We start from the raw sequence: 25725 nt of genomic DNA, 5'->3' as shown, positions 1-25725 counted from the left end.
AAGGGCCGGGGGGTGCGCTGATTCCGGAGAGGTTCACGACTACAGTCGGTCGAACGTTTGCCACGAGTTCGACCCTGGGCGACATCGTGCGTTCGGGGTAGCTAACCGGGGCTGTCCGGGGCTGTCCTTCTGGCTGACACCTTGGTCTTCTTGACGCGGAGCTACGCAGCCCGATAAGTACCTTGCAATACTCTGCGAGTCTGCTGTGGATGCGCGCTCGCGGATTCCGGACGAGGGGGGACGGCCACAGATGGCGCCGACGACGCACCAGCTGTTACAGCCCGAAATGGGCCTACGGCTACCGGCGGACGTGCGCGCTTCGCTGCTGGAGATGGGCACGGCATGCAACCAGGCCGCTGTCCACCTCCATCAGGCGCTGACCTTCACCCTGCAGGTCGAATCCGCGTTGGAGACCCAGCGGACGAGCCTTGGATCGGGTCCGCTGATGTGTCAGGTCACCGGCGATCTTCAGGTCCTGGCCGATCAGCATTTCGAGCAGGCGATCATTGTTCTCGCACGGGCCAGCACGGCCTATGCTGTGTATGCGTCACAGGTCGCGGCCGCAGTAGCAGCCGACGAACCAGCTCCTCTGCCGGGTTCGGAACGCATCAGCCCGTCGGATGTCATCACCGCAGCCGCGTTGTATCTGCCAGACATCCGTTTCGCTGAAGACGTCGCGGAGTCGCGGGTCGTAGCGGAGCAGAACGCCATGGTGACGCAGACCCGCCAGCATTTGCTGGATTTGATCACCAACCAGATGCAGGGCACACCGTCGGCGTCGTACGACGACATCGCCACCGTCGCTGCGGGCAACGACGGTGGCGAAAGTCGGCTCGTGGCGTTTCCGGATGCGTTGCACACCTACGCCAGCGTGCTGGTCTGGGCATTGGGCGTTTTCAGTGGCGTCAGCCAGGAAGGTTCTGGCGAGACCCACGGCTGACAGCCGTCGCCCGCTGACCGGATGACCGCGCGCCGCGTCGCTCTTGCGTGCGCTCGGCTAGAACACGAAATCCTGATCGACAGGCAGTCCCAGGCTGGCAACGTCGATCTCGAGCGCCGCGGCGATCAGATGCAAGCTGTACTGGTTCGGGTGTTTGCGATCGTTCTCCCACTTGCTGATCATGATCAGCAGGGAGTGCAGCGTCGCGGCACCACGATGTTCAGCACCGACGTCGCGTATACGATATGCCAGCTGCAGTTGAGACCACTGCTTGGCCAGTCGAGCTCGGCGCAGCCTGCGGCCGTAGGTGAATGATTCCTCTGAGTCGTTGTCGGCCGCGTCGGCCGGGGCCATTCCTGCTTCGTCTCCTTCCCTTTCTGGCTCCGGAGCGGAACCGACTGAACTCGATACCGCACTGTCGGCGTACATGATCGCCGGTCTGTCGCAGGTGCCTAACACATCGTCCCCCATGGTGATGTTCGTTGTCGCGTACTGCGGCTGGTGGCCGCGGATGGCTCAGTGACCCATGCCGGCACCTCCGTCCACAGGAAGCACGGCACCCGAGACGTACGCGGCTCTGTCACTGGCCAGGTAGGACACCGCGGAGGCGATCTCTTCCGGCCGGGCAGCTCGACCCAAGGGGATCTGCGAGCGCATGTGCTCGCGTTGCTCGTCGGTCAACGACGCGGTCATCGCCGTTTCGGTATAGCCAGGAGCCACCACGTTGGCCGTGATGTTGCGGCTTCCCAGCTCGCGTGTCAGTGATCGAGCGAGTCCGACCAGACCTGCCTTGGAGGCGGCGTAGTTGGCCTGACCGCGCTCTCCGCGAAGCGCCACCGCTGACGAGATGAAGATCAGCCGGCCCCATTTGGCCCGCAGCATCGCCCGGCTGGCGCGCTTGGCCACCCGGAACGCGCCGGCCAAGTTGGTGTCCACGACATCGGTGAAAGCGTCCTCGTCCATACGCATCAGCAACTGGTCGCGAGTGATACCGGCGGCGAACACGACGATCTCGACGGCACCCAGTTCGCGTTCAACCTGACCGAAGGCCGCATCCACAGCTGCTGTGTTACGCACGTCACACTGAACGGCGAAGATGTCAGACGGCGCTGGAGAGTCACGGAAAGTGACACCAACACGGTGCCCGTCCTTGGCCAACTCGCGCGCCGTAGCAAGGCCGATGCCTCGTGCGCCCCCGATGACAAGAGCTGTTCGACTCATAGGTTCCCTTCCGCCCAGCGCGGCAGCCGAACCCTGGAACCGCTGGTCACAGTGTCCCTGGCCATCCAGGACGCCCCCCACGCCATGATGAAGCCAATATCGTGCACCCTGCGGCGGGCTTTGCCTACACAGTGCGATTCCCACAATGACACTGCCGGAATTGTGAGTGACTGCTCGTCACGCAGTGAGGCGCTCCGTCGTCACCGACAGCCAACCGACACCGTGATCATCCTCAGAAAGGGGTCTTTACCGATAGATCATCGCTGCTAGGTTCGACGTTTCCATGAAGGACATTCACGACCTGGGACCACGGCGACCACGCCCGAGGAAGCGCGATGACCGCTCATCAGCCCCCGCCCGACGCGACCACCGCCCGCCAAACCCCGCCGGAACTCAGCGATGACCTCGCACGCCACGTCAAAGCCTGGAGGCTACGCCTCAACCCCGACGAGATCCCTGGCCTGCACGCCCAACGGCCCCGCACACGCCGCCACCGGCGCGTCAGCAAAGAGACCGTCGCGGCGCTGACCAGCTACAGCGTCGGCTATTACAGCGCGCTCGAACGCGGGGTACTGCAGAACTACTCCGATGACTTCCTCACCCGCGTCGCCTACACGCTGCGCCTGAACGAGGCCGAGAAGAGCATGCTGTTCTTCCTCGCCACCGGGCACGCACTCACCATCACGGTCCACCAGTCCCGCATGCGCTCCACCCCGACGATCCAACGCATCGTCGACGCGCAACCCTGGCCGGCCTACGTCAACGACGAAGCCTGGGACCTGATCGCCCACAACGAGCACATGAGCAAATGGTTCCCCTGGGTGGAGGGCCACGAGAACAACATCATGCGCTGGGTCTTCACCTTCCCCGAGGCCCGTACTCAGCTGCACAGGTGGGACACCGACTGGGGACCACAGATGTTTGCCCAGATGCAGTTCGCCCACGCACGCCAGCCGGAGAACAAGCGCCTCGCGGCCCTGATCGAAGAGATCCTCGACGTCAACAAAGACGCCCGCCGCTTCCAGGAACACCCCATCACCTACCCCCACCCCGACGGCGACCACCGCTACCTTCACCTACCCCTGCACAAGCGGCTACAGCCGATAGAGCTGATCGCATTCGCTCCGATGCGCGCACAGGCGAGCCGGATGATGATGCTCGTGCCCATCGAACGCGATGAGGTAAGCAAACCGCAGTAACTACCGTGGTTCGGCGTCAGCGACCCTAGCCAGAATGTCCATCAACTCGTGCGGCTCGTCACCCAGCTCCCGATATGCCGCAGCCATGGTGATCACCAGCCGTTCCGGATTGCCCCAGCCCGCATACGCCGCAGGCACCCTGTCCGGATCGCCAGCCTCCCAGTAGGGCAAGCCAGCCGCGTACGCCTTCTGCGCCCAGTCAGCCACCCACTCGAGGTAGCCGCGGAACACGGCCACGCCGGCCAGGTCCGTGACAGGCCCGTGCCCCGGCACGATGTGTTCGGCGCCGCTAGCGGCGATCTGGTCGCAGGCGGTGATCCAGTTCCGTACCGGACCGGTCCACATGATCGGATGCCCGCCCATAAACAAGATGTCGCCGGCGAACACGACCCCCGCGTCCGGCACGTGAACGATCACGTCGCCGTCGGTGTGGGCCGGGCCGACCTCGCTCAGCTGAACCAGGCGGTCGCCGACCTGAAGATCCAGGCGGCCGTTGAACGTGCGGGTCGGAGGAGTCACCTCGATACCCTCGAAGTCGAACGCACCGAAGTGCCGCCGCATGTAGTCCCCCAGCGGCGAGTCCGGGGACCGAGAGCCGCTCAGCGCCGCCAACTCGGCCGGCTGAACCTCATGCGCCATGCCGTGGCCGCAGGCTGACGAGCCGACAACCTCCACCCGCGGAAGCAGCTGGTTCCCCCAGCAGTGATCCCCGTTCGCGTGAGTCGTTACCACCGTGCGAATCTCCACGCCGGGTGCCACCTCAGCCACAGCGGTCAGCAGCTCACGGGTCAGCGGCAGGTCGAACTGCGTATCGACGAGCAACGCGTCACCACCCGAGACGAGCAACCCGCAATTGCTCCACCCCCATGTACCCGGTGGACGCAGATATGCCCACGCGCCTCGGCCGAGCTCGTGCATCCCTCGCCGGTATTCCAGACCCCCCATGCCGGACATCCTGGTGCAAGATCCGCGCGCGGCACAACCCGGCGTATCGGTCATGGTCACTGAACGCGGTGTCGGCTTCCTGACAGAACCGACGCGGGTGACAGGTGACAGATCATCCCGCCATTGCAAGTTGACCGGCTTCGTGCGCGCACCACGTGTCCGCGCGCACGCGCGCGCGATAGCCGTCAACCGGGAAAGTGCGGAACATCTGTCACCTGTCACCCCGAGTCCGCAAAGATCAGCGCCGCTGATCATGACTGGACGGGCAGTACGGTCTGAGGATCGTCGACGTCCAGCAGCGCGATACCGGTGTAGAAGCGTTGCCCCTTGCCGCCCCGCGCATCGGCAACACCGAACCGGCTCTGCAGCTCCTGCGTTAGCCGCTTGGCTGACACCGGCCGCTCGCCCAGCTGCTCGCACCAGCGCTCGTATGCATCACGCAACACGCTCACGGCTGTTCGTACCCCCGCCGACCCGGGCTGCCTATGACACTGCTCGTCAACGAACCGACCAACCGTGTCCTGATCCCTGGCGTACGCCTCGGTCGCCGACGACACCGACGCCGGCTCTCGAAGCCCACCCTGGTGATAGGCCGCAGCCCCGGCGATGATCCACGCCAGAACCGCGGGCGCGTCCTGCGCCAGACGCTCACCGAGCTTTTTGTCTTGCCTTTGCGGCGGCACCACCCGGTTGAACGGCAGCACCCGGATCCGCCGCCAGAAGGCAGGACCACCGGCCCGTGCTGCCGGCAGGTGATTGCCGAGCAGCCACAAGGTGTGGCTCGGCTCGAACGTGAACCAATCCCGCCGCATGAACCGCGCCGACAACGAATCGCGGCCGGTCAGCTGTTTGACCCGCGCCTCGGCGAAACGCTGCCCCTCGTCGAGCTCCGCACAGACCACCAACCGTGCACCAGACAGCTGCGCCAGCTCGGCCGGGTGCTCCGCGTGCTTACGCACCATCAGCATCTCCGACGAGCCCGCCCGCGCATAACCATCGTCGCCACGGCCCAGCGCGTGCATCGCTGCTTCCAGCAGTGTCGACTTGCCGTTCGCACCAGGGCCCACTGCGAAGGGCAGCAGCTGCTCGAGCACACAGCCGATCGCCGAGACTCCGATCAACCGCTGCACGTACCCAGCCAGCTCGGCGTCATCGCCGAAGGTGTCGTGTAGGAACGTGTCGAAGACGTCCGACGGTCGCTCGAAGTCCGGCGCCACCGCAGTGGAGCGGGTATGCAGCAGCTCAGGATCGGCACCTCGGACCTCACCCGTTCGCAGGTCCACCACGCCCGCGGGCGTGTTCAGCTCGTAGGGGCGCGCATCAAGTGCCGTCAAGGACACGGTTACGGCTGGGTCTGAACGCGCCAGGCGTACGACGCCGGACACCCCGCCCGCCGAAAGCGCCTGCGAGCGGAAACGCCGCCAACCCCCGGCAGCCGGCAACTGCCGGGCCAGCCCTCGCACGAACTCCCGATGCCGTTCCGCGTCGTCCCATACCCATCGATGCCCCGACCAGAGCAGCCAGGCTCCTCGCTGGGGGCAATACCTCAGCTCGTGACCATGGTGGGCGACCAAGGCCCGCGCGAGTCCGTCTTCGGTCGGCCCCCAGGCCGCGGGCGGCGATGGTGCTTCCCTGGTAACGCGTGCCACCGCCTGCTTTTCGCGCCCTACGGAACTGGACGGAGCGGACTGCCGGTCAGGGTTGTGGCCGTAGCCGTTTTGCCGTAGCGCTCGGGCAGCTGCGCTGTGATCCCCTGCGTGGTGCAGTACCGCGAATACGTGAAATTTCGTCAGCGGCGTGTCCGTCTCCAGCATCGTGCTGCTACTGAACACGAAAAGGCGGTCGCGGTCGTCGGCGCGTCCGGTTGTAGCGGAGATGCCGGTATTTTTCCCTGGACGCCGCCAATAGCGCGTGCGACCTACCGTGTGCACGAGTGTCCACCCGACCGGACCTAAAATGTCGATCCAATCGGTGCGACGCTCGAAGTCATCCCCAGGCGTGAGGTCCTGTCCACCCTGTGGAGCAACGGGACGATGGGTCACGGCAGATCGCGCTGCTGGCATCTCATCAAGTGCCCGAACCGCATTCAATAGAGCCGTGCGTTCTTCCGCATTGATTGTGGGGATGCGCGCCGGCGTTGATCCGTTCAGGGCGACCCAGGGGCGTCGACTTTCGTGCACCGTCCCGTGGGATGGGGCAACGATTGTGTACCCGCCCTCTCCTCGGGTTTCGGCTAGTGTCTTGACCTTGTCGGCCGGGTCGATCGACAGTTCATATTCAGTTGCTGGGCGCCGTGCCAGCTTCAGGTTCCCATCAACTGCGGCACCGGAGATCCTGTACAAAATGTGAACGCCGCCGGACGGCGTTCTTTCCCAATAGCCGTCGGAGGTGAGTCGCCTCCACAAATCGGCAAGGCCGGCTTGCGCGAGGAGTTCGATAAGTGCTTGGCCCAGCCCTTCGTCGACGGCGCGCCCCTCCAACTCAAGCATTTCAAGCCCCGCGGAGGCGCTCCCGCAGACGACTGCAAGTCCCGGCGGATTGCCCGTGAACCATTGTTCCACTTGCCTTCGATCTGGCGGCGCCTGTCTATAACTGCGCCACGAGACGAGAGGCGCTTTGCTCCCATCGGCGCGGATGGGAATGACAGCGCAGCCCGCATGGAACCATGCCATTGATGCGGAAAGTGTGTCAGGAGTGCTATCCACGTAGTCCCCATTGATTTACTGCAAGCGTCAAGGGCGAGGGTCACCGGCTTGCTGGCGGCGAACGCGCCGCTGCGGTAAAGTTGAGCTACGGATCAGGCGACTGACCGCAGCTCAATTTGCGGACAGGGACGCGCGACCCCCACAGAAATTCTTGTGGGAGTCAGGCGTTACCCGATGCCATTCACTCGAGCATGAAGCGTTCCTAGCGGCGTTGTTGCGCGCGCTCCCGACGCACGCGTTGCACCGCTCGTTCATGACCCCTCTCTTGCTCGCGGACCTCCGCGGGCTTGACCGTGTGGCTGTCGAGCAGCTTCTGAACCTGCTCCGGGGTGAACTTGCGTTTCCTTGCTAGATGCACATGCTCGACGTGGCCATCACGGCACTGATCAGCGAGCCATCGTGCGGAGACCCTCAACCTGCGAGCTACCTGCTCCACGGAGTAGTAGAGGTCCTGGTCGTCGTCGTTTTGTGCCTGCCGGCCATCCTGCCCTGGCATTCGTTCCTCCCCGTCGTCATGCACGCAGCGACGCAGCCAGTGGAGGGCGGGCGTAGGGCTGCACCGTTGCGAAGATGTTTTCGACCTCCAGCAGGAGCCTCTAGGCGGGTTTCTGCCGGCTTCTTGCAAGCCTTGCCCAACAAGGCGGCCGAGGGCAGGTCTCGAGGCCCTGACTGGCGCTGTCCGGGGCTGTCCCGCTGCGTCCCGCGGGCAGAAGTGCGGAACGGCCAAGCCACGAGAAGGAGGGCGACTTTCGGGGGCAGGCCCGGCTCTGACCACCTGGATCAAGATGTGATTTGAGTCACCAGATACCAAATCGTAGACAGCTTGAATGCGGGCGCCGCCATAGAGCAAATCTCGTGGTTCTGAAGAGTTTTCGCAGCTCAGGGGCGCTGTAGAGCCTAGGATGCGGCGCCTTCATGGCCTGGCGGTCGGAGCACGCCAAGATCATTCGGTGTGCACATGTGTGCGCAAAAAAATCGCACCGTCCAACTTGGAGAGTTAGACGGTGCGTTTTGCCTGCTCAGAAGGGTGGAGCTGAGGGGACTCGAACCCCTGACCCCCACACTGCCAGTGTGTTGGCGCGGTCGCGAGTAGCAGCACGCGGAGGCACTATGTCCGTCGCCAAGAATACGCGAAGGACATGCATCGTGAACTGCCGATCTCACTGCTCACATCAGGCGGGTGTAGTTCTTCCTCGCTTCCATGCGAACCGCCTCGCAGAACTGCGTGTCGGTCGATGCGACATCGCTCGCTTCGACGTACTCCTCATACACCAGGCGGCAGCCGCGGATGCCGGTGAGCAGATCCTCGAGCAAGTCCAAAGCGGGCCGTCGCGGATCCAACAGGGTCAGCCGCACCGGCGTCGCCTCAGCGTCCGAGTCGTCGTTGTCGTCTCCGGTGTCGTGCTCGACCAACAAGGCCCCGATATCAGCTACAGAGCCGGCACCGATCTCCATCGCCTCGCGAACCATTTCCACCACCACGCCGTAGGCGGTGTTGCTGAAGTTGAACAGCTCCAGCACCTCGCTCGGCGTTTCGACCGGCAACGCCTCGATGTCGTCGGCGGCGATCAGCACCCTGTGCGCCGGCATGCCGGACACTTCGGCCACGACGTCCGCAGCAGCCTTGAGCCAGTGCGCGGCTGCCACCGATGCGGCCGTCGGGTCGACGTCCACGAACAGATGTTCGCCGTTCAGCGGATCCAGCGCCAGCACGCCGTCGGCGGCGGCGACCTGGACCGGGCTCACGTCGGTGCGGCTCAACACCACCGCCTGCTGGGCCCGACCGCCCAAGTCACCACGTTCGGCGGACTCGACCGCTTCGATCTCCGCGGCGACGTCCCTGCTCACCTCCTCGAGGAGCTTCACGTCATCGAGAGCCCGCAGCGCCCGGCCGACACGATGAGCCCCTTCTTCGACCGGGTCATAGCTCTCCAAGATGGCGCCGTCTTCGCCTGGGAGATTCGGCTCCCTGAGGAATCCGACCAGCTGCGAGAAGGACTCGCGGCTCTGCTCACGCCGCCATCCCTCTCCGTTGCCGTCCCGGTCGTCGGTCGACAGGCCGGGATGGGTGTAGCAACGCCACAACGCATCAGACAACGACGTCAGAGCCGCGGCGAGCCGTAACCAATCGTCCACCGCAGCGGCGGCAGGCAAGGTGCAAACCACCGCCGCGCATTGCCCTCGTCCTGTCGGCCAGATCCGCAGCAGGGTCCCGGTGTCCTCGTCGATGGCGTAGTTGGTCACGATGGTCTCCTTCTCAAGTAGACGCGAGTCATGTCGCCTTGCCCATCTCGAACCTCGGTGCCGCTTCGATCCTCGCGCAGAACCGCGGACCGCAGCCGAGCTGATACCTCGAACGGGGACATCAGCCGTCACCACTCGGTCCCCGAGCTCGCACCTTCGCCGAACGCTCCGCCAGCTGCAGCATGTACGCGCGCCGCGCGTGCTGCGCCATCGTCGCGCGGATCTCCGGCTCCAACACCCCGAGCGGATCGACCTGCTTCTCGAACCTCGCCAAGAACGACGCCGTTGCTGAAGCCGTCCGACCTTGCCGATCCCCCGTATTTGCCCACGAGGCGTGCGCGGCGATCCGCGCCCGCCGTGACCGCTGCTTCGCCGTCAACGCCATAAGGTTGCCTCCCCCGTCAGACCCGTTCGCCGATCCTCAGCCGCGCATGAGTCAGCTGGGCCCGCTCAGCCGCCGCCGACGCGCCGTACCTGCGAGGCATGTCGTCCGACGACCAGCCCAACACCAGCATCAAGTCGCCGGTGTCACCGCCGGCGAGCTTCCACTCGTGCGCGAAGTTGTGCCGCCACCGATGCGCATGGACGTTGTCCACACCCGCAAGAACGCCGCGCCGCCGGAGCATGAGCTTGATGCCGTTGCTCGACAGCGGAACCGCGCCGCGGGCAGGCAGCCACATCGCCGTCGACGAGGCCGCCTTACGCCGGCTGCGCGCACGCAGGAACTTGCTCAGCGCATGACCGGTCTTCGGGCCGAACCGTACTCGGCGGTCCTTCATGCCCTTGCCGTGAAACAGCAGCGAGTCGTTGTTGAGATCTACGTCGTCCAGCTGCAGCCCGGCGACTTCCGACAGCCGGGCACCGGTGTTGTAGAAGAGACGGATGATGGCCTCGTCCCGCAGCGACAGAAAGTCTTTGCTCTTGCAGGTAGCCAGGATCTTCGCGGTGTCGTCGTCGCCCAGGATGGGGATGAGGACTTGCGCGGTCTTGGGCTGGCGGACTCGGGCCAACGGGGAACGCTCGAGGTCTTTTTCCTCAGCCAGCCACCGGAAGAACTGCTGCAGCCCCTTGTGCTTGTTCAAAGCCGTCGACGCCGACCGGGTACGCACCATCCACGCCTGGAACTCCTCGATGTGCCCGCGCTCGACCTCGGTCGGATCCTCCGCCGCATCCTCCGCCCCCAGCCGCTCGGCGTTGTCGAGCAGGAACCGGCTCAGCTGCGCACCGGCCAACAGGTAGCCGTATCGGGTGGTCTCCGGGTAGTTCCCAGATCGCAGCATCCGATCCCAGTCCCGCAGGTAGTCAAACCAGGCGGGCGGCACACCGTGACAGACCTTCTGCAGATCGAGCACATCCACCTCGCAGACATTCGCCGAGCCGGCACGTGGACCCCTTGACTACGTACAAGGGCACGTATGGCACCGCGAGGCCGTACGCGCGGCGCACCTTCGATCATCCGAGCTGCGGCCCAAGAGGCGAAAGCTGTCTGCAGCTGTCTCCCCCTATCTCCTCCCCCACCACTCCCCCGGGCCGGATCCGGCTGCTGCGGCACTTCCCACCGCCGCAGCCGGTGAGCCAATCAGATCCGCTCACCGATGCCCAACTGCACCTGCAACCCTTGCACCCGCTCCACCGCCGCGCTCGCACCGGCCCGCCGCGGCATGCCATCCGACGTTCAACCCAGAATGCAGCCTTACTCAGCAGCCGACGTCCGAGGCAGCCGCACAGGAGGCAGCTCCCACCGGAAGGTGGATCACCACAAGTCAGCAGTAGGCGACCGTGTGCTTTCATACCGGCATGCGCCCGCTTCCCGCCGATGTCCTCGCTCAGCTCGACCTGACAGCAGCCGCCCGCGGGGAAGCCATGGCCCGCGAAGCCTTGATGCCACCGACGCCGGGTGGTCTCGAGCTGAAGGAGAACGCACCCACGTTCGCCGCGTGGCTGACCGGCCAACTTCAGGCCGGACTCACCACAGGTAGCGGCCTGGTCATCGGTGTCGCCAAGCCTGAGGCCGGCAGCCGGCCAGTCGCCATTTGGGGATTCCCCGAGCGAGTGACCTACCGGGCCTTGACTGACCTCCTCATGACCAAGGCCAGGTACGAGGTGGACCGCTCCAATGAGGCCTACCAGGACTTCACCGTCGCACCGATACGGTTCGCCGAGACCCGGACAACACGCGCGGCCATCGAAGCTGAGAACTGGACCTACGAGTTCCGGCCCGAGGATGCGGACATCGAGTACATCGTCACCGCCGATCTCGCCTCGTTCTACGACTACATCGACCACGACATCCTCGGCCGGGAACTGCTCCTGCGCACCAGCGACCACGCCACCATCGAATGCCTGCTCGAACTCCTGCTCGAGGTGCAGGGACGCCGATACGGCATACCCCAGCTCCTCGAACCATCGGACCGACTCTCCGAGCTCTACGCGAGCCGTATCCATCGCGCGATCCAACGGCAGCAGTGGCCCTCGTGGCGCTACAACGACGACTTTCGCGTCGCGGTCGAGTCCTTCGAGGATGCCAGACGTGCGCTCGACGATCTCACCTCAGCAGCCCGCGACAACGGACTCGTGCTCAACGAGTCCAAGACCCGCACACCGTCATTCGTCACCTACTACCGCGACTACAACGTCGCCGACTACGACGACGGCTCCGATGACCCTGACCCGACATGGGCCCTGGACACCCTGCGCTCGACAGTGACGCCCCGCGAACTCGACGGACAGCCGGCAAACGACACGCAGATCAACCTTCACGGGGCGAACCGGTCCGCCGTCCGCAACATCCGACAAGCCCTGACCAAGCTCGCGACTTCCAGCGAGCCACGCGCGGTCGAGGTCATGCCCAAGGTGGAGAACATCGTCGCCTTCGTCGCTGCCGCAACGCCGTACGTCTTGCGCTACCTGCAGGCAATGGCCCCCATCGACCGGCCGGCAACGACCCGCAGCCTCAGCACCATCATCAACGACGTCAGCCTCAGCGACTGGCAACGGCTCTGCATCCTGCGGGCCATCCGCGAACTCCACCTGACTGACTCGGAGCCGTTCACCGCCTGGGTCGCAGACCAGCGCGCGCAACGCTACGGATCCGCCGTACGCGCGGAAGCCACGTTGGCGCTGGCCGACGTGAACAAGATCGAAGCCCAGGACGTCATTCGTGCGCTTGACGGGGAACCGTCGGCGCTGGCGACGTGGTACTTGCAAGCCCTGCAGCGTCTACATGGTCATCACGCCGTTGCCGGGGACGCTTACGAAGCAGTGCGGCATGACAGCGGGCTACACGTGACGATCCTCGGCCAGTCATGACGCCAGAACCCGCCCGGCTCGAGCTCACCGAGGACGCCCTGGCTCAGTTGATCACCACCTTCGTACAGCACCACACTGCAGCAGTTAGCCAAGACCAGCGAAGGCAGCGGCATCGCACCGCGGCCGGCCCCATGGGCCACCCGGCATCCGTGGAGCGAGCCGCCTGTTGGCTCCGCATGGTGAGCATCGTGGAAATCTACGTCGAGGCCTTGTTGAAACAGCTCGACGGCGAACGCACCGTCCGCGCTGCTCGGGGATGGGCGGACGTGACCGCCGCGCTCAAGCAACGGCACGACGTCGACCTGCATGCCATCGCCATGTGGGACAAGCTTGATGCCTGCTTCCTGGTCCGTAACGCGATCGCGCACGGCCTCGGACGGTTCACCGCCAAGCAGATCGAGACAGGTGTCCCCCGCAAGATCCGCGTCCTGGGTGTACCGGTGCGCGACGGCATGGTCGTGATCACCGCCGCATCACTGGACCGGTGCTCGCAGATTTGCCAGCAGTTCGTCGCAGCCCTGGACGGTCACCCCCGCGTCGTCGACCACGCCCATCGACGATGACTCCAGACCCGAGCCCCACGCTCGTGCCTCTGGACAGGTCCTTCCCGCGGGCTTCGGGGCCATACGTCGAATGTCGGATGTACGGGTGAAGCGGGCTCGACGCGGTCTCGATCACGACCACGTCGAGCCCGTGCACCTCACACTCGCTCGCCGATGCCCATCTGGACCTGAAGCTCCTGCGCCCGCTCTGCCGCCGCACTGGCGCCGTAGCGACGGGGCATGTCGTCAGACGCCCAACCGAGCAGCAGCATCAGATCACCGGTGTTCCCGCCTGCCCGATGCCATTCGTGGGCGAAGTTGTGCCTCCACCGATGCGCGTGCGTATCCGTCACCCCAGCGGCCGTGCCGCGACGTTTGAGCATGATCTTGATGCCGTTCGGGGTTAGCGGACGGCCACCTCTTTCCGCCATCCACAACTGCGGCACATCGGCCGCACCTTTGCGTTTCGCGCGGGCCCGCAAATATCGCGCGATCGCCCGGGAGGTCTTCGGCCCGAACCGCACCCGCCGGTCCTTGGCACCCTTGCCATGGAGGTGGACGGACTCGGTGTTCATGTCGAGATCAGTCAGCAGCAGATTCCCGATCTCGGAAAGGCGGGCGCCGGTGTTGTAGTACAGCCGGATCAGCGCCTCGTCCCGCAACGCCATGAACGACTTGCCCTTGGTGCCGTCGAGCAGTTTCTTCGTATCGTCGTCACCCATGACCGGGACCAACTTTTGCGGGGTCTGCGGTTGCTTCACCCGCTCCATCGGCGACCGGTCGATCTCCTCCTCTTCGACCAGGTACTTGAAGAACTGCTGCAGGCTCTTGTGCTTGTTCAGCGCGGTTGACGCCGATCGGGTTTCGATCATCCACGCCTGGAACGATTCGATGTGCGCCTTGGTCACCAGAGTCGGGTCCTGCCCGGCGTCATCGGCGTCCGGGTCCGGTGATTCCGCGGTCAGATACTTCGCCAACTGGGCGGCCGCCAGAAGGTAGTTGTAGCGCGTGGTCTCCGGGTGATTCCCGGCCCGCAGGGCGCGGTCCCAGTCGCGCAGGAAGCCGGCCCAGTCGCCCTTCTCCAGGCCTTCGCACAGTCGGTCGAGCTTCAGTAGGGGCATCTCTCGTCACCTGCCGAGTCAAGGGGTCTACAAGCGGCGTGCTCGATCCCGGTGACGTCGTCAGACACGAAAAAGGGGTCCTCGCAAGTCTCTGACCTGCGAAAACCCCTTCGCTGTCGGGCTGACAGGATTTGAACCTGCGACCCCTTGACCCCCAGTCAAGTGCGCTACCAAGCTGCGCTACAGCCCGATGCCACGCCCCGAGATCCCCCAGTGCGCGGCAACACGACTACCCTACCCCAGCTCCCCAACCCAGTTCACACCGGCATGCCGGGAAGCACCCGCATGCCGGCAAGCACAAGCACGCTGGGCAGCGCCAGCATGCCCGGGAAGCGCCGGCACGCCGGGAAGACCCAGCACAGGCAAGACCAAGGTCACCCGTGTGCCTTGCCGCGCCCGCCGGGGCCGAGCTTCTTGCGGGGGCGTACGGCGACTTCCACCGGACTTCCCTCGAACCCGAACTCCTCCCGCAGCTTCCGCTCCACGAACCGCTGGTACCCGGCATCGAACGGCCCGGTGGTGAACAGTACGAACCGCGGTGGAGCTACCCCGGCCTGCGTAGCGAACAACACGCGCGGCGCCCGCCCACCGCGGACGGGGTGCGGCGTGGCCTGGGTCAGTGCCGTCAGCCACTGGTTCAGTGCGCCGGTCGGGATGCGCTTTTCCCAGCTGGCCAGGGCACGGCGGATGGCTGGCGCAAGCTTGTCGACCGCGCGGCCGGTTTTGGCCGAGATGTTCACCCGGATGGCCCAGGGGATCCGCTTGAGCTCCCGGTCGATCTCCTTGTCGAGGTAGAACCGCCGGTCGTCGTCGACCAGGTCCCACTTGTTGAAGGCGATCACCAGTGCCCGCCCCGCCTCGACCACCGAGGTCAGCACCCGCTGGTCCTGCTCGGAGATCACCTCTCCCGCGTCCAGGAGGACGACTGCCACCTCGGCGGCCTCGACGGCGCCGGCGGTGCGCAGGGATGCGTAGTACTCCGTGCCCGAGGCCTGGTTGACCCGCTTGCGGAGGCCGGCGGTGTCCACGAACTGCCAGACTTCGCCGTCCATCTCGACCAGGCTGTCGACCGGGTCGACCGTGGTGCCGGCGACCGAGTCGACCACCGCGCGCTCTTCGCGGGCGAGGCGGTTGAGCAGCGACGATTTGCCCACGTTCGGGCGGCCCACCAGGGCGACCCGGCGGGGGCCTCGGGGGCCGCCTTCGATGATCGGGGGCGCGGGGGGCATCGCGGCCAGGATGGCGTCGAGGAGGTCGCCCGAGCCTCGGCCGTGCAGGGCCGAGATCGGGAACGGCTCGCCGAGACCGAGCGACCACAGGGAGACCGCTTCGAGCTCGATGGCCTGGTTGTCGGCCTTGTTCGCCACCAGGATGACCGGCTTGTTGCTGCGGCGCAGCATGCGTACGGCCTTCTCGTCCATGTCGGTCGAGCCGATGGTGGCGTCGACCACGAAGACGACCACGTCGGCGGTCTGCACGGCGATCTCGGCCTGGGCGGCGATGGCGGCCGCGCGGTCCTTGGCGTCGGGTTCCCAGCCGCCCGTGTCGACCACGGTGAAGCGGCGGCCGTTCCACTGGGCGTCGTACGGGACTCGGTCGCGGGTGACGCCCGGCACGTCCTCGACCACCGCCTGGCGGCGGCCGATGATGCGGTTGACCAGCGTCGACTTGCCCACGTTGGGGCGGCCGACGATGGCCACGACGGGCTGCGGGCCGGCCGGCTCGTCGCCGTCGCCCGTCGTGCCGTCGCTGAAGGTCACGTCGTCGAACTCGGAGAGGTCGACGGGGAAGTCAGTCACTTACTCACCTTGCTGTTCAGCATGTCCAGGAGCCGGTCGACGACCTCGTCGATGCCCAGGCCCGTGGTGTCGAGCTCAGTGGCGTCGGCCGCCTGCTTGAGCGGGTCGGCCGCGCGCGACGAGTCGAGCTTGTCGCGCCGGGCCAGGTCGGCCTCGGTCGCGGCCACGTCGGTGGCGTCCTCGGCACTGCGCCGCTGGGCGCGGGCCGCGGCTGACGCGGTCAGGTACACCTTGAGGTCGGCGTCGGGTGCCACGACGGAAGCGATGTCGCGGCCCTCCACCACGATACGCGGGGCGCCGGCGATGATGTCCCGCTGGAACTGCACGAGCATGGCGCGTACCTGTGGGATCGCGGCGACGGCCGAGACCGCGCCGGTGACCTCGGGGCCGCGGATGGCCGCGTCGACGTCCACCCCGTTGGCCTCGAAGTGCGGCGCCAGCGGGTCGGTGCCGATCGAGAGGTCCGTCTCCTGGGCGACCTTGACGATCGAGTCCGTGTCGGTGAGGTCGACGCCGGCCTGCAGGACGGCCCAGGTCACGGCCCGGTACATCGCGCCGGTGTCCAGGTAGATGCCGTCGATCGCCGTGGCGAGACGCCGGGAAACGGTGGATTTGCCCGATCCCGAGGGACCGTCGACGGCCACCACACACCGCTCGGGCCGTACACCTTGCGCCACCGTGACCTCCAAAGCCGGGGAAGACGAACGGTCCTATTGTGCCCGGTCCCTCCGACAGGACTGCGCCCGCCCGCGTCGTGGTCCGGCAGGCGAATTCACAAGTACGGCTGACGGCGTGCAGCGCAAGCGGCGGGGCGGGAAGGTCGCCAGCGGCCGGCGAGGCGGGACAGCCACCGGCAGCGCCCGTGGCGGCCGGCGGCGGCCGGCACCCGGCGGTGGCCGGGCACCCGGTGGTGGCCGGGCACCCGGCGCGACGCGCCCCCATTGGCGGGCAGGCACCTGACGCGGCCCAGCCCCACTGGCGAACGCCCAGCGCGGTCCAGGCACATGGCGGGCGGGCACAAAGCGCGGCCCGGGCCCAGTGGCCGGTGGGCACCGATGTGGCCCGGCCCTCAGGGGCGGGCAGCCGGCGGTGAGACCGGTGCCCGACCGCGGCGGCGCACGACCCGCGGGGGCTGCGGGACAGGTGCCGGCCGGTCGGAGGCGGCCGCACCCGTTCGCGGTCGACCGTCACGGCAGATCCCCCGGCACGGCGGAACCCTCGTGGCGGCGCGTTGCCCGGTTCCGGCGGGTTCCCTAAGACAGTCGTCATGACTGTGATCCGTTCCGCCCCTGTGCCCCGGACCTCCACCCTTGCGCGCCGGCGGGTGCGGCGACGATCCGCCGGTGGGGTGTTCGTCGTCGGCGGGGCGGTGCTGTGGGGCACTGTGGGGACGGCTCAGGCGCTCAGCCCGTACGCGGGAAATCCGGTCGGATTGGCGACGGCCCGCAGCGGCGTCGCCGGGCTGGTGTTGCTGGTGATCGCGGTGGTCCGGCACGGCCGGGCGCTGCCGCGGCTGCTCGCCAACCGGCGCGCCGCGGGGTTTCTGCTGCTCGGGACCGCGGCGATGGCGGCCTACCAGGCGTGTTTCCCCGGCGGGCGCGGCGACGGGACTCGCGGCCGGCGCCTCGTTCGCCGTGTACACGTGGTGCAGCCGGCGCGCGCTCGATGCCGGGGTGCCTGCGGTCCCGGTCGTCGCGGTGCTGTTCTGCGGGGCCGGCGGGGTGCTGGGGTGTTTCGCCGGGGCGGACGCGGTGCGGTGGTGCGTGTCGCCGGGCGGGTGGCCGGTGGTGGCGTACCTGGCGGTGGTCGCGACCGTGGCGCCGTACCTGTTGTGGAGCCGCGGGATGGCGACGACGGCGCCGGTGGTTGCCACGACGCTGGCGCTGGCGGAGCCCCTGACGGCGGCGGTGCCGGCGGCGGTGCGGCTCGGGGAGCCGGTCACCGGGCGGCTGGCGGCTGGGGGTGCGCTGCTGGGCGCGGGGCTGGCGCTGACCGCTGTGCTCGGCCGGCTCGAGGCCCGCGTGGCGCAGGGCTGAGGGCGATCCCCGCGAGGCCGAAGTGATCCGCGCGGGCGGCGGCGGCAGTGATCCGCTCGGGCGGTGTGAGGCCCGCGCGGCGCCGGCCTGACCGCGGGCAAATCGGTCGACAGGCCACCGGGCCGGCGCGAGCATGGCCGCATGGACGTCCATCGTTTTGTCAGGGACGGCTACACCGTGGTCCGTGGCGCGTTCGACGCCGCGACCGCTGCCGCCTGCCGTGACGGGATCTGGGATGCGCTCGCCGGGCACGGCGTCCGTCGTGACGATCGCGGCACGTGGCAGCGACCGGCCATCCGGGTCGACACGCCGGTCGGGCCGGCGTTCCGGGCGGCCGCCGCGTCGCCCGCGCTGAGTGCGGCCTACGACGAGCTCATCGGGCCCGGGCGGTGGGACGCCGACCCGGACGTGGGTGGCACGGTGCCGGTGCGGTTCCCGTCCGAGCAGTATCCGGGCGAGGTCGGCTGGCACATCGAGGGATCGTGGTGGGGCGGTTCGGACTGGTGGGCCAACGTACGGTCACGGGACCGCGGGCTGCTCGCCCTGTTCCTGTTCTCCGACGTCGGGCCGGACGACGCACCGACCAGGCTGATCCTGGGCTCGCACCGCTACGCCGCCGCCGCGCTGGCCGGCCGGGGTGAGGCCGGCATGCCGGGTGGGGACGTTCCGGCGTTGTTGCGCGAGTCGACGTTCTGCCGGACCACGGCCGAGGCGACGGGCGCGGCCGGCGACGTCTACCTGTGCCATCCGTTCATCGTGCACACCGCGACGTGGCCGCATCGGGGCAGCGAGCCGCGGATGATGGCGCAACCCGCCGTCCACGCCGAGGGCTTCGCGCTGGACGGCTCCGACCCGTCACCGGTAGCGCGGGCCATCGTCGAAGGCCTGGGCGACACGAGCCAGCTCCGCTCCTGAGCAGGACTACTCGCCGACCGCCTTGAACAGCGCGGCGATCTCCGCGTTGGACAGGTGCCGGAACCCGCCGGGCCGCATGTCCCCCAGCCGGATCGGCCCGACCGCCGTGCGGATCAGCCGGGACACCGGGTGGCCCACCTCGTCCATCATCCGGCGCACGATGTGCTTGCGGCCCTCGTGCAGCGTGATCTCGACCTGGGCCGTCTTGCCGATCGCGTCGACCAGCTTGAACGCGTCGACCTTCGCCGGGCCGTCCTCCAGCTCGACCCCGGCCAGCAGCCGGCGGCCCACGTTGCGGGGCAGCGGGCCGGCGACCTCGGCGAGGTACGTCTTGGAGACCCCGTACGAGGGGTGCATGAGCTTGTGCGCCAGCGCGCCGTCGTTGGTGAGCAGCAGCAGACCCTCGCTGTCGGCGTCGAGCCGGCCGACGTGGAAGATGCGCTGCTCGAACGTGCCGAGGAAGTCGGCGAGCTCGTTGCGGCCCTTCTCGTCGTCCATGCTGGACACGACGCCGCGGGGCTTGTTCATCGCCAGGTAGACCAGCTTGGTGTCGGTCACCACCCGCTGCCCGTCGACGTGGATCTCCGCGGTGGCCGGGTCGACCTTGTCGCCGAGCTTGGCCACGCGGCCGTTGACGGTGACGCGCCTGCGGAAGATCAGATCTTCGCAGGCGCGCCGGGATCCGACCCCGGCGGTTGCGAGAACCTTCTGCAGCCGCACGGAGTTGTCCGGATCAACCTGAGGCATCGAGCACTTCTTCCACGTCGTCGGGCAGGAACGGGGCCAGCGGGGGGAGCTGGTCCACCGAGTTGAGGCCGAGCTTCTCGAGGAACAGCGCCGTGGTCCGGTACAGGAATGCCCCGGTCTCACCCTCGGTGCCGCATTCCTCGATGAGGCCGCGCGTGACAAGGGTACGCATGACGCCATCACAGTTCACACCGCGGATGGCCGAGATCCGCGAGCGCGTCACCGGCTGCTTGTAGGCGACCACCGCGAGCGTCTCCAGCGCGGCCTGCGTGAGCCGCACCGACTGCCCGTCGAGCACGAACCGCTCGACGTAGGGCGCGTACTCCGGCCGGGTGTACAACCGCCACCCGCCGGCGGCCCGCCGCAGGTCGAACCCGTGCCCGGCCGCGGTGTACCGCGCGGAGATGTCCTCGAGCATCGCGGCGACCCGCTCGGTCGGCTGCTCCATGATCTGCGCCAGCTGCATCTCCGCGACGGGCTCGTCGACGACGAGCAGAATCGCTTCGAGCGCGGCGCGCAATTCCCCGTCATCGAGGGGCTTGAGCTCGACTTCTTCGACGGTACGGGCCGAGTCGGCACCAGAAGCAGCACCGGCTGACCGCCCGCGCCGGCCCTGCCCGGGCACCGAGGCCCCGGAGCCGCCCCGCCCAGCCGGCTCAGCAGCGGCGTCCAGCTCGACCACCCGGCCGTCCCCCCGCGCCGCGCCGCGGGCGGACTGCGCGTCCGCGGGCTGCGCGTGCCCGCCCGCCTGTGCCTGCTCCGCGGGCTGCGCGTCTCCGGCGGGCTCCCTGGCGGCCTGCGCATCCCCGGCCGGCTCCGCGTCGGGCTCGTCGTCGGCGCCGGCCGGCTCCGCGTCGGCGCCGGGCACCTCCTCGGTGAACGGCAGGTCCACCTCGGCGTCGTCGCTCAGGTCGTCGTCCGCGGCGTGGTCGAACACGTCGCCCGCGTCGTCGCCGTCGGCCGGCAACGGCGCATCCACCAGCGGGGCCGAGCCGATCTCGTTCTCGGCGGCCTCCTCGATCGCCCCCGGGATCGGCACGTCCGGCCCGACGCCGAGGTCGGTGGGGCCGGGCTCCTCCTCCCCCGGCACCTCCCGCGGCGCGTCGACCGTGGCGGGCCCGCCGGCCTCCCCCGGCACGGGCGGCAGCTCCGGCGGGACCTCGCTGTCCGCAGCGTCCCCGGGCTCGGCGTCGTCGGAGTCGGAGTCACCTTCTGCGCGCGCCTCGGGGCCGGTCGCGGGGTTCGGCCCCTCGAACGCCGGATCGAAGTCGTCGTCCTCCGCCAGCCCGGCGGCCGACGGCTCGTCACCCTCCGACGGCTCGTCGTCGCCCGTCTGGTGCGCCGCGGCGTAGGCCGGGTCGGGCGGGCGTTGCGCGCGTTCCCAGGGCGGCACCCAGGAGGCCGCCTGCGCGGCCAGCGAATCGGGGCGTTCGTCGGTCATGCGTCCTCCGATTCCAGGTCCGATGCAGCCTCCGGACCGGTGTCCTGCCCGTCCCGGCCGTCGTCCGCCGGGTCGGTCGCGGCGGTGTCCGGCTCGGGCGGGGTGCCCTCGTAGTCGTCGATGTCGAGGTCGGTGCCCGCGTCGTCGCCGCCGATCCACCGTACGGTCAGTTCGTCGAGCGAGACCGGCTGGTCGAAGTCGACCAGGCCCTCGCGGTACAGCTCGAGCAGGGCCAGGAAGCGGGCCACCACCTCGAGGGTGTTCTCGCAGTCGGCGACCAGCAGGGTGAACGTCGCGGCGCCCGCCCGGCGCAGTCTTTCGCGCAGCAGGGTGGCGTGCTCGCGGACGCTGACCCGTACCTGGTGGATGTGGGCGATCGACACCTGCGGCGGACCGGGTTTCGGGGTGAACTGCTTGAGCGCCAGCTTGAAGAGCCGCTCGGCTCCGATGCCGAGAACGAGTTCCGGCAGCGCTTCGGCGTACCGGGGCTCGAGCGAGACCGCGCGCGGCCAGCGGCGGGCTCCGGTGCTCTCCAGCTCGGCGATGTGCGCGGCGGCTTCCTTGTACGCCTTGTACTGCAGGAGGCGGGCGAAGAGCAGGTCGCGGGCCTCGAGCAGGGCGAGGTCCTCCTCGTCCTCGACCTCCGCGGCGGGCAGCAGACGGGCCGCCTTGAGGTCGAGCAGGGTGGCCGCGACCAGGAGGAACTCGCTGGCCTCGCCGAGGTCCCAGTCGTCGCCCATCCCCCGGATGTACGCGATGAAGTCGTCGGTGACCTGGTGCAGCGCCACCTCGGTGACGTCGAGCTTGTGCTTGCCGATGAGCTGCAGCAGCAGGTCGAACGGCCCGGTGAAGTTGGTCAGCCGCACGGTGAACCCGCCGCTGTCCGCCTCGTCGCCCGCGGCAGCGCCGTCCGTGGCGAGCGCAGCGTCGGACGAGCCGGTGAGCACAGCGTCGGACGAGCCGGTGAGCACAGCGTCGGACGGCCCGGCGGGGTCGCCGGGCGGGGGGATGACGGGCTCTTCAGGCACGTGCTGACCGTAGACCACCGGTCCGGCAAGCTGTTCCCGGCTCACTGCTCGCACCCCCACACCCTCGGCCGGGGCGCCGACCGGACAGCCCTCGCCAAGGTCAACGTCACGGCGCCGATGCGGTAACTCGATGCGGCTCCTCACTCCGGGAGATGCAGCTGCGGCTCAATCCGGCAGGTGCAGTTGGGCGAGGCGTACGGCCACCCCGTTGCGGGTCTGCAGCCGGACCAGCTCCTCGCCGTCGCCGAGCCAGTCGTCGAAGTCGGCCGCGGACGCCGTACACGTGGCGGCACCCGTGCCGTCCATGCACCGGCCGGGATCGTCGGGGTCCAGCAGCGCCAGGCCTGCGTCGCCCGCCCGCGGCAGGGTGATCTTGGCGTCGCTGGCGGCGATGTCCCATGGGTACGAGCAGCGCTTGTCGCCGGGCGCGATCCCGAACGCCTGGCAGAAGCCGGGGTTCGTCATGAAGACGACCGGTTCGACGACGACGGCGGTCTTCCCACCCGGCCGAAACGACAGCAGCTTCACGATCGAGTCGGTGTCGCCGCGGCTCACGTCGGTGAACGCCGGCGTGGGCGCCGACGGCGAGGAGGTCGTGTCAGGCAGCGTACGGATCTCCGCGTCCCGGTACGCCACCGCACCGTCCGATCCCTCGGCGTCCAGCCCCAGCTCGACCCAGCCGGTGACCAGCTGCCGATCGGTCAGCCGGGCCTCGAGGGCCGGCGCGTCGTCGAGCATCGTGGTCGCCACGTCGTCGCGGATCACGAACTGGACCCGGTGCTCCTTGCCGTCGGCGAGGGTGGTGGACCGGGCCGTGCCGATCGGGGTGCTGGTGTCGTCCCCCTCGCGGGAGAGGGTCACCTTGTCACCGCAGGCCGAGGCGACGTAGCCCGTTTCCTCGGCGACACGCCGGAACCCGATGGAGGCGCAGCTGCCCGACTTGAGCAGCGCGACCGTGACGGCGATGGACTGGTCGCCGGCGACCTTGTCCTTCGGTCCCCGGCACACGTTGTACCGCGAGTCGCGGGTGCTCACGACGAGCCGGCCGCCGGTGAAGGCGCAGGTGCCGACCTCGTCGCGGGACGGGCTCCACTGACCGGCGCGGTCGAGCCGGTCGATGATCACCGGGCCGGTCCCGAGCGTGGGCGCCGCGGTCGTCGGCGTGGGCGCGGGCGCGGCGACCGTCGGATCCAGGCCCGGACCGCTGGTCATCGCCCACGCGCCGGCGCCGGCCAGGACCACCGCCGCCGCGGCCGCACCGGCGATCACCATCCGGCGCCGGCGAACCGCCGATCCGCCACCGGGGTCCCGCCGGCGAACCGCCGCCCGGCCCCCGGCGGCCGGGCCACGGCCGGACCGAGTCGCGCGGGCCGCCCGGGCGGCCTTCTGCAGTTCGGGCCGGCCGGCCAGCTCGGCCAGGCTGTGCGAGCCGGTGTCCAGCAGCAACTCCAGCAGCTCCGCCGCGGTGGGCCGGTCCGCCGGGTCCTTCGCGAGCGTCAGCGCCACGATGTCGCGCAGCGGTGCCGGCAGCCCGCCGAGGTCGGGCGGCTGGGTGAGGATGCGCGCGGCGGTGGCGGCGGGCGAGTCGGCGCGGAACGGGGTACGGCCGGTCCCGGCGTACGTGACGACCACGCCCCAGGCGAAGACGTCCGCGGCGGGGCCGACGCCGGGCCGGTCGGTGTCGAACCGTTCCGGCGCCATGTACGCGACCGTGCCGACCATCTGGTCCGTACGCGTGTGGTTGCTCGTCGCGTCGAAGGTCCGCGCGATGCCGAAGTCGATCACTTTCGGGGTGCCGAGGGAGAACAGCACGTTGCGCGGCTTGAGGTCGCGGTGGATGACGCCGGCGCCGTGGATCGCGGTCAGCGCCGTCGCCACCCCGATGGCCACGCTGTGCAGGTCGCCGCCGGTGAGCGGGCCGCGCTGGGCGACCACCTCGGCGAGGCTGGGCCCGTCCACGTACTCGACGACCAGGTACGGGGTGACGTGCTCCGGGTCCGCGTCCAGCACCGGGGCGGTGCAGAACGACGGGACGGCGCGGGCCCGGTTCACCTCGCTGCGGAACCGGGCGCGGAACTCGGGCTCGTCGGCGAGCTCCGGCCGGATCGCCTTGACCGCGACGAGCCGCCCGTCCGCGCTCTGCCCCAGGTAGACGGCGCCCATGCCGCCCTGGCCGAGCCGGCCCAGCAGCCGGTAACCGCCCAGTGTCTGGGGGTCACCACGGCGCAACGGTTCGGTGGGCACGGGTTCGCAGGCTACCGCCGCCGCGTCACCGGATGCCAGCAGCGCGGGACGTCGCGGCTGCTGGCTCCCGGGCCACGAGCACCATCGCCAGCACCGCCACCAGGCTGATCACGGGAGCGAGCAGGAAACCGTACCGGATCTGCATCCCGACCAGCGTGCCGGTGAGCGCGGCACCGAGCGCGCTGCCCACCGTGAACGCGGTCATGATCCAGGCGAAGGCCTCCACCGCCGTGCCGCTGGGCGCGAGCCGGTCGGCGGCGAGGAACACCGCGGTGAGCAGCGGCGGCAACGCCGGCCCGCTGAGCGCCACGAGCGCCGCCATCACCCCGGCACCGGGCGTGACCAGCAACGGAACGTACCCGATGGCGAAGGCGGCCGCGAGCAGCGGCAACCGGCGGGCGTCGCCGGGGGTCGCGCGGGTGTAGAGCAGGCCGCCGATCAGCGCCCCGCCGGCCTGCGCCGCGAGCAGCCATCCGGTGAGCGACCGGTTGCCTGCGGCCTCCGCGTACCCGGTGAGCGCGACCGGCAGGCTGCCGACCGCCGCGCCGACGCAGACGATGCCGCCGACCAGGAGCGCGAAACGCCGGACCCGCAACGGTCCGGCCCAGTGCCGATGCGCGGGCATGCCGTGCCACTGGCGTACGGCGGGAGCCAGCGTGAACGCGGCCACGCCGGCCAGCTGGAGCGCCGCCGCGGCGAGGAGTCCCGCCGCGGGCCCGGCCAGCGCGACCGCCGCGAGCGTGATCAGCGGCCCCACCACGAAGATGAGCTCCTGCACCGCGATGTCCAGCGTGTACGCGGCCGGCACCAGGGCCGGCGGCACCAGCGCGGGCCACAGCGCACGCAGGCACGCCTCGAGCGGTGGCGTACCGAGGCCCGCGACCGCCGCGCCGGCGAGCGCTAAGGGCAGCCGGTCACCGCCGTACGCGACGAGGACGAATCCGCACGCCGACAGTGCCGCGGACCCCCACAGCACGGGCGGCTGCCGCCAGCGGTCCACCGTACGGGCGAGCAGCGGCGCGCTGACCGCCATCCCGGCGGTGTACACGGCGACGATGATCCCGGCCAGCGCGAGGCTGCGCTCCTGCCGGGCGTGGATGAGCAGCGCCAGCGGCGCGGACGCCAGCGGCAGGCGGCCGACCTGGCTGGCGGTGAGGACGAGCAGCACCTGCGGGGCACGCAGCACGGCCCGGATGCCGGAGTCGGGCATGGCGGATCGCTCCCGGACGTCAGGAAGGGGACACGGGCGTGAGCAGAGCGGCCCGGGTCAGGGAGCGAAGTCGCCGCGA

Annotated in this window: 21 protein-coding genes, 1 tRNA gene and 1 pseudogene; 7 read left to right on the top strand and 16 right to left on the bottom strand. The window is 68.9% G+C overall.

The genetic code is table 11. From position 1 onward, the window contains the following. Positions 1–250: 250 nt before the first annotated feature. The gene (locus tag COUCH_RS14235; RefSeq protein WP_249612546.1) at positions 251–940 is read left to right on the top strand and encodes a hypothetical protein; all 690 of its coding nucleotides are present in this window, start codon (positions 251–253) and stop codon (positions 938–940) included. Positions 941–997: 57 nt separating this feature from the next. On the opposite strand, the gene COUCH_RS14230 is transcribed toward COUCH_RS14235, so the two are convergent. Together COUCH_RS14230 and fabG are read right to left on the bottom strand one after the other, a co-directional pair. Next, positions 998–1411: a hypothetical protein gene (locus COUCH_RS14230; RefSeq protein WP_249612545.1), complete on the bottom strand. Its 414-nt coding sequence runs from the start codon at positions 1409–1411 to the stop codon at positions 998–1000. A 45-nt stretch (positions 1412–1456) separates the two neighbouring features. Beyond that, positions 1457–2161: a 3-oxoacyl-ACP reductase FabG gene (gene fabG / locus COUCH_RS14225; protein WP_249612544.1), complete on the bottom strand. Its 705-nt coding sequence runs from the start codon at positions 2159–2161 to the stop codon at positions 1457–1459. Between the two features lie 335 nt (positions 2162–2496). Here fabG and COUCH_RS14220 point away from each other — a divergent pair, with 335 nt between their 5' ends. Continuing rightward, complete coding sequence (locus COUCH_RS14220; RefSeq protein ID WP_249612543.1) at positions 2497–3360, top strand: helix-turn-helix domain-containing protein; 864 nt, start codon at positions 2497–2499, stop codon at positions 3358–3360. Here COUCH_RS14220 and COUCH_RS14215 read toward each other — a convergent pair whose 3' ends face one another. The 5 genes from COUCH_RS14215 to COUCH_RS14195 form a co-directional block, all read right to left on the bottom strand. Beyond that, the gene (locus COUCH_RS14215; protein WP_249613701.1) at positions 3361–4359 is read right to left on the bottom strand and encodes an MBL fold metallo-hydrolase; all 999 of its coding nucleotides are present in this window, start codon (positions 4357–4359) and stop codon (positions 3361–3363) included. A gap of 197 nt (positions 4360–4556) precedes the next feature. Further along, a complete protein-coding gene (locus tag COUCH_RS14210; RefSeq protein WP_249612542.1) occupies positions 4557–6977 on the bottom strand; it encodes a phage/plasmid primase, P4 family in 2421 nt (806 codons plus the stop codon). A gap of 1200 nt (positions 6978–8177) precedes the next feature. After that, complete coding sequence (locus tag COUCH_RS14205) at positions 8178–9254, bottom strand: hypothetical protein (RefSeq protein WP_249612541.1); 1077 nt, start codon at positions 9252–9254, stop codon at positions 8178–8180. Between the two features lie 121 nt (positions 9255–9375). Further along, positions 9376–9528 carry a hypothetical protein gene (locus COUCH_RS14200; protein WP_249612540.1) on the bottom strand — a complete coding sequence of 51 codons (153 nt, stop codon included), beginning with the start codon at positions 9526–9528 and terminating at the stop codon, positions 9376–9378. 127 nt (positions 9529–9655) lie between these two features. Continuing rightward, entirely contained in the window at positions 9656–10612 is a 957-nt protein-coding gene (locus tag COUCH_RS14195) for a tyrosine-type recombinase/integrase (protein ID WP_249612539.1), read from the bottom strand. A gap of 439 nt (positions 10613–11051) precedes the next feature. On the opposite strand from COUCH_RS14195, the gene COUCH_RS14190 reads away from it, so the two are divergent. Further along, positions 11052–12563: an RNA-directed DNA polymerase gene (locus tag COUCH_RS14190; RefSeq protein ID WP_249612538.1), complete on the top strand. Its 1512-nt coding sequence runs from the start codon at positions 11052–11054 to the stop codon at positions 12561–12563. Positions 12564–12751: 188 nt separating this feature from the next. Then, complete coding sequence (locus COUCH_RS14185) at positions 12752–13126, top strand: hypothetical protein (RefSeq protein WP_249612537.1); 375 nt, start codon at positions 12752–12754, stop codon at positions 13124–13126. Between the two features lie 137 nt (positions 13127–13263). Here COUCH_RS14185 and COUCH_RS14180 read toward each other — a convergent pair whose 3' ends face one another. The 4 genes from COUCH_RS14180 to cmk form a co-directional block, all read right to left on the bottom strand. Then, on the bottom strand, positions 13264–14226 hold the full coding sequence (locus tag COUCH_RS14180; protein ID WP_249612536.1) for a tyrosine-type recombinase/integrase: 963 nt from the start codon (positions 14224–14226) through the stop codon (positions 13264–13266). Positions 14227–14342: 116 nt separating this feature from the next. Further along, positions 14343–14416 (bottom strand) — tRNA-Pro (locus tag COUCH_RS14175). Between the two features lie 184 nt (positions 14417–14600). Continuing rightward, on the bottom strand, positions 14601–15986 hold the full coding sequence (gene der, locus COUCH_RS14170) for a ribosome biogenesis GTPase Der (protein WP_249613700.1): 1386 nt from the start codon (positions 15984–15986) through the stop codon (positions 14601–14603). A gap of 35 nt (positions 15987–16021) precedes the next feature. Next, positions 16022–16702, bottom strand: coding sequence for a (d)CMP kinase (gene cmk, locus COUCH_RS14165; RefSeq protein WP_249612535.1), 681 nt, complete (start codon positions 16700–16702; stop codon positions 16022–16024). Between the two features lie 930 nt (positions 16703–17632). Between cmk and COUCH_RS14160 the strand changes: the two are divergent. Next, positions 17633–18061, top strand: a pseudogene (locus tag COUCH_RS14160) (EamA family transporter); the annotation flags it as partial. A gap of 141 nt (positions 18062–18202) precedes the next feature. Beyond that, entirely contained in the window at positions 18203–18976 is a 774-nt protein-coding gene (locus COUCH_RS14155; RefSeq protein WP_249612533.1) for a phytanoyl-CoA dioxygenase family protein, read from the top strand. A gap of 6 nt (positions 18977–18982) precedes the next feature. Here the strand turns inward: COUCH_RS14155 and COUCH_RS14150 are convergent, their stop codons facing one another. Genes COUCH_RS14150 through COUCH_RS14140 form a run of 3 tightly spaced genes read right to left on the bottom strand, consistent with a single transcriptional unit; the run spans position 18983 to position 22192 of the window. Continuing rightward, a complete protein-coding gene (locus tag COUCH_RS14150; RefSeq protein WP_249612532.1) occupies positions 18983–19723 on the bottom strand; it encodes a pseudouridine synthase in 741 nt (246 codons plus the stop codon). Next, positions 19710–21164, bottom strand: a complete 1455-nt coding sequence (scpB, locus tag COUCH_RS39170) for an SMC-Scp complex subunit ScpB (RefSeq protein ID WP_430640936.1) — start codon at positions 21162–21164, stop codon at positions 19710–19712. Before scpB ends, COUCH_RS14150 begins: the two co-directional genes overlap by 14 nt. Beyond that, positions 21161–22192: a segregation and condensation protein A gene (locus tag COUCH_RS14140; protein ID WP_430640935.1), complete on the bottom strand. Its 1032-nt coding sequence runs from the start codon at positions 22190–22192 to the stop codon at positions 21161–21163. Before COUCH_RS14140 ends, scpB begins: the two co-directional genes overlap by 4 nt. Here COUCH_RS14140 and COUCH_RS38885 point away from each other — a divergent pair, their 5' ends adjacent. Beyond that, positions 22193–22318: a hypothetical protein gene (locus COUCH_RS38885; RefSeq protein ID WP_275980102.1), complete on the top strand. Its 126-nt coding sequence runs from the start codon at positions 22193–22195 to the stop codon at positions 22316–22318. 39 nt (positions 22319–22357) lie between these two features. On the opposite strand, the gene COUCH_RS14135 is transcribed toward COUCH_RS38885, so the two are convergent. Then, positions 22358–24436, bottom strand: a complete 2079-nt coding sequence (locus COUCH_RS14135; RefSeq protein WP_249612531.1) for a serine/threonine-protein kinase — start codon at positions 24434–24436, stop codon at positions 22358–22360. A gap of 25 nt (positions 24437–24461) precedes the next feature. Next, positions 24462–25646: an MFS transporter gene (locus COUCH_RS14130; RefSeq protein WP_249612530.1), complete on the bottom strand. Its 1185-nt coding sequence runs from the start codon at positions 25644–25646 to the stop codon at positions 24462–24464. Positions 25647–25725: the final 79 nt, after the last annotated feature.

Source organism: Couchioplanes caeruleus, from assembly GCF_023499255.1.
Taxonomy (GTDB): domain Bacteria; phylum Actinomycetota; class Actinomycetes; order Mycobacteriales; family Micromonosporaceae; genus Actinoplanes; species Actinoplanes caeruleus_A.
Note: the sequence above shows the minus strand (reverse complement) of the source record. Positions and strands in the feature narration are given on the sequence as shown.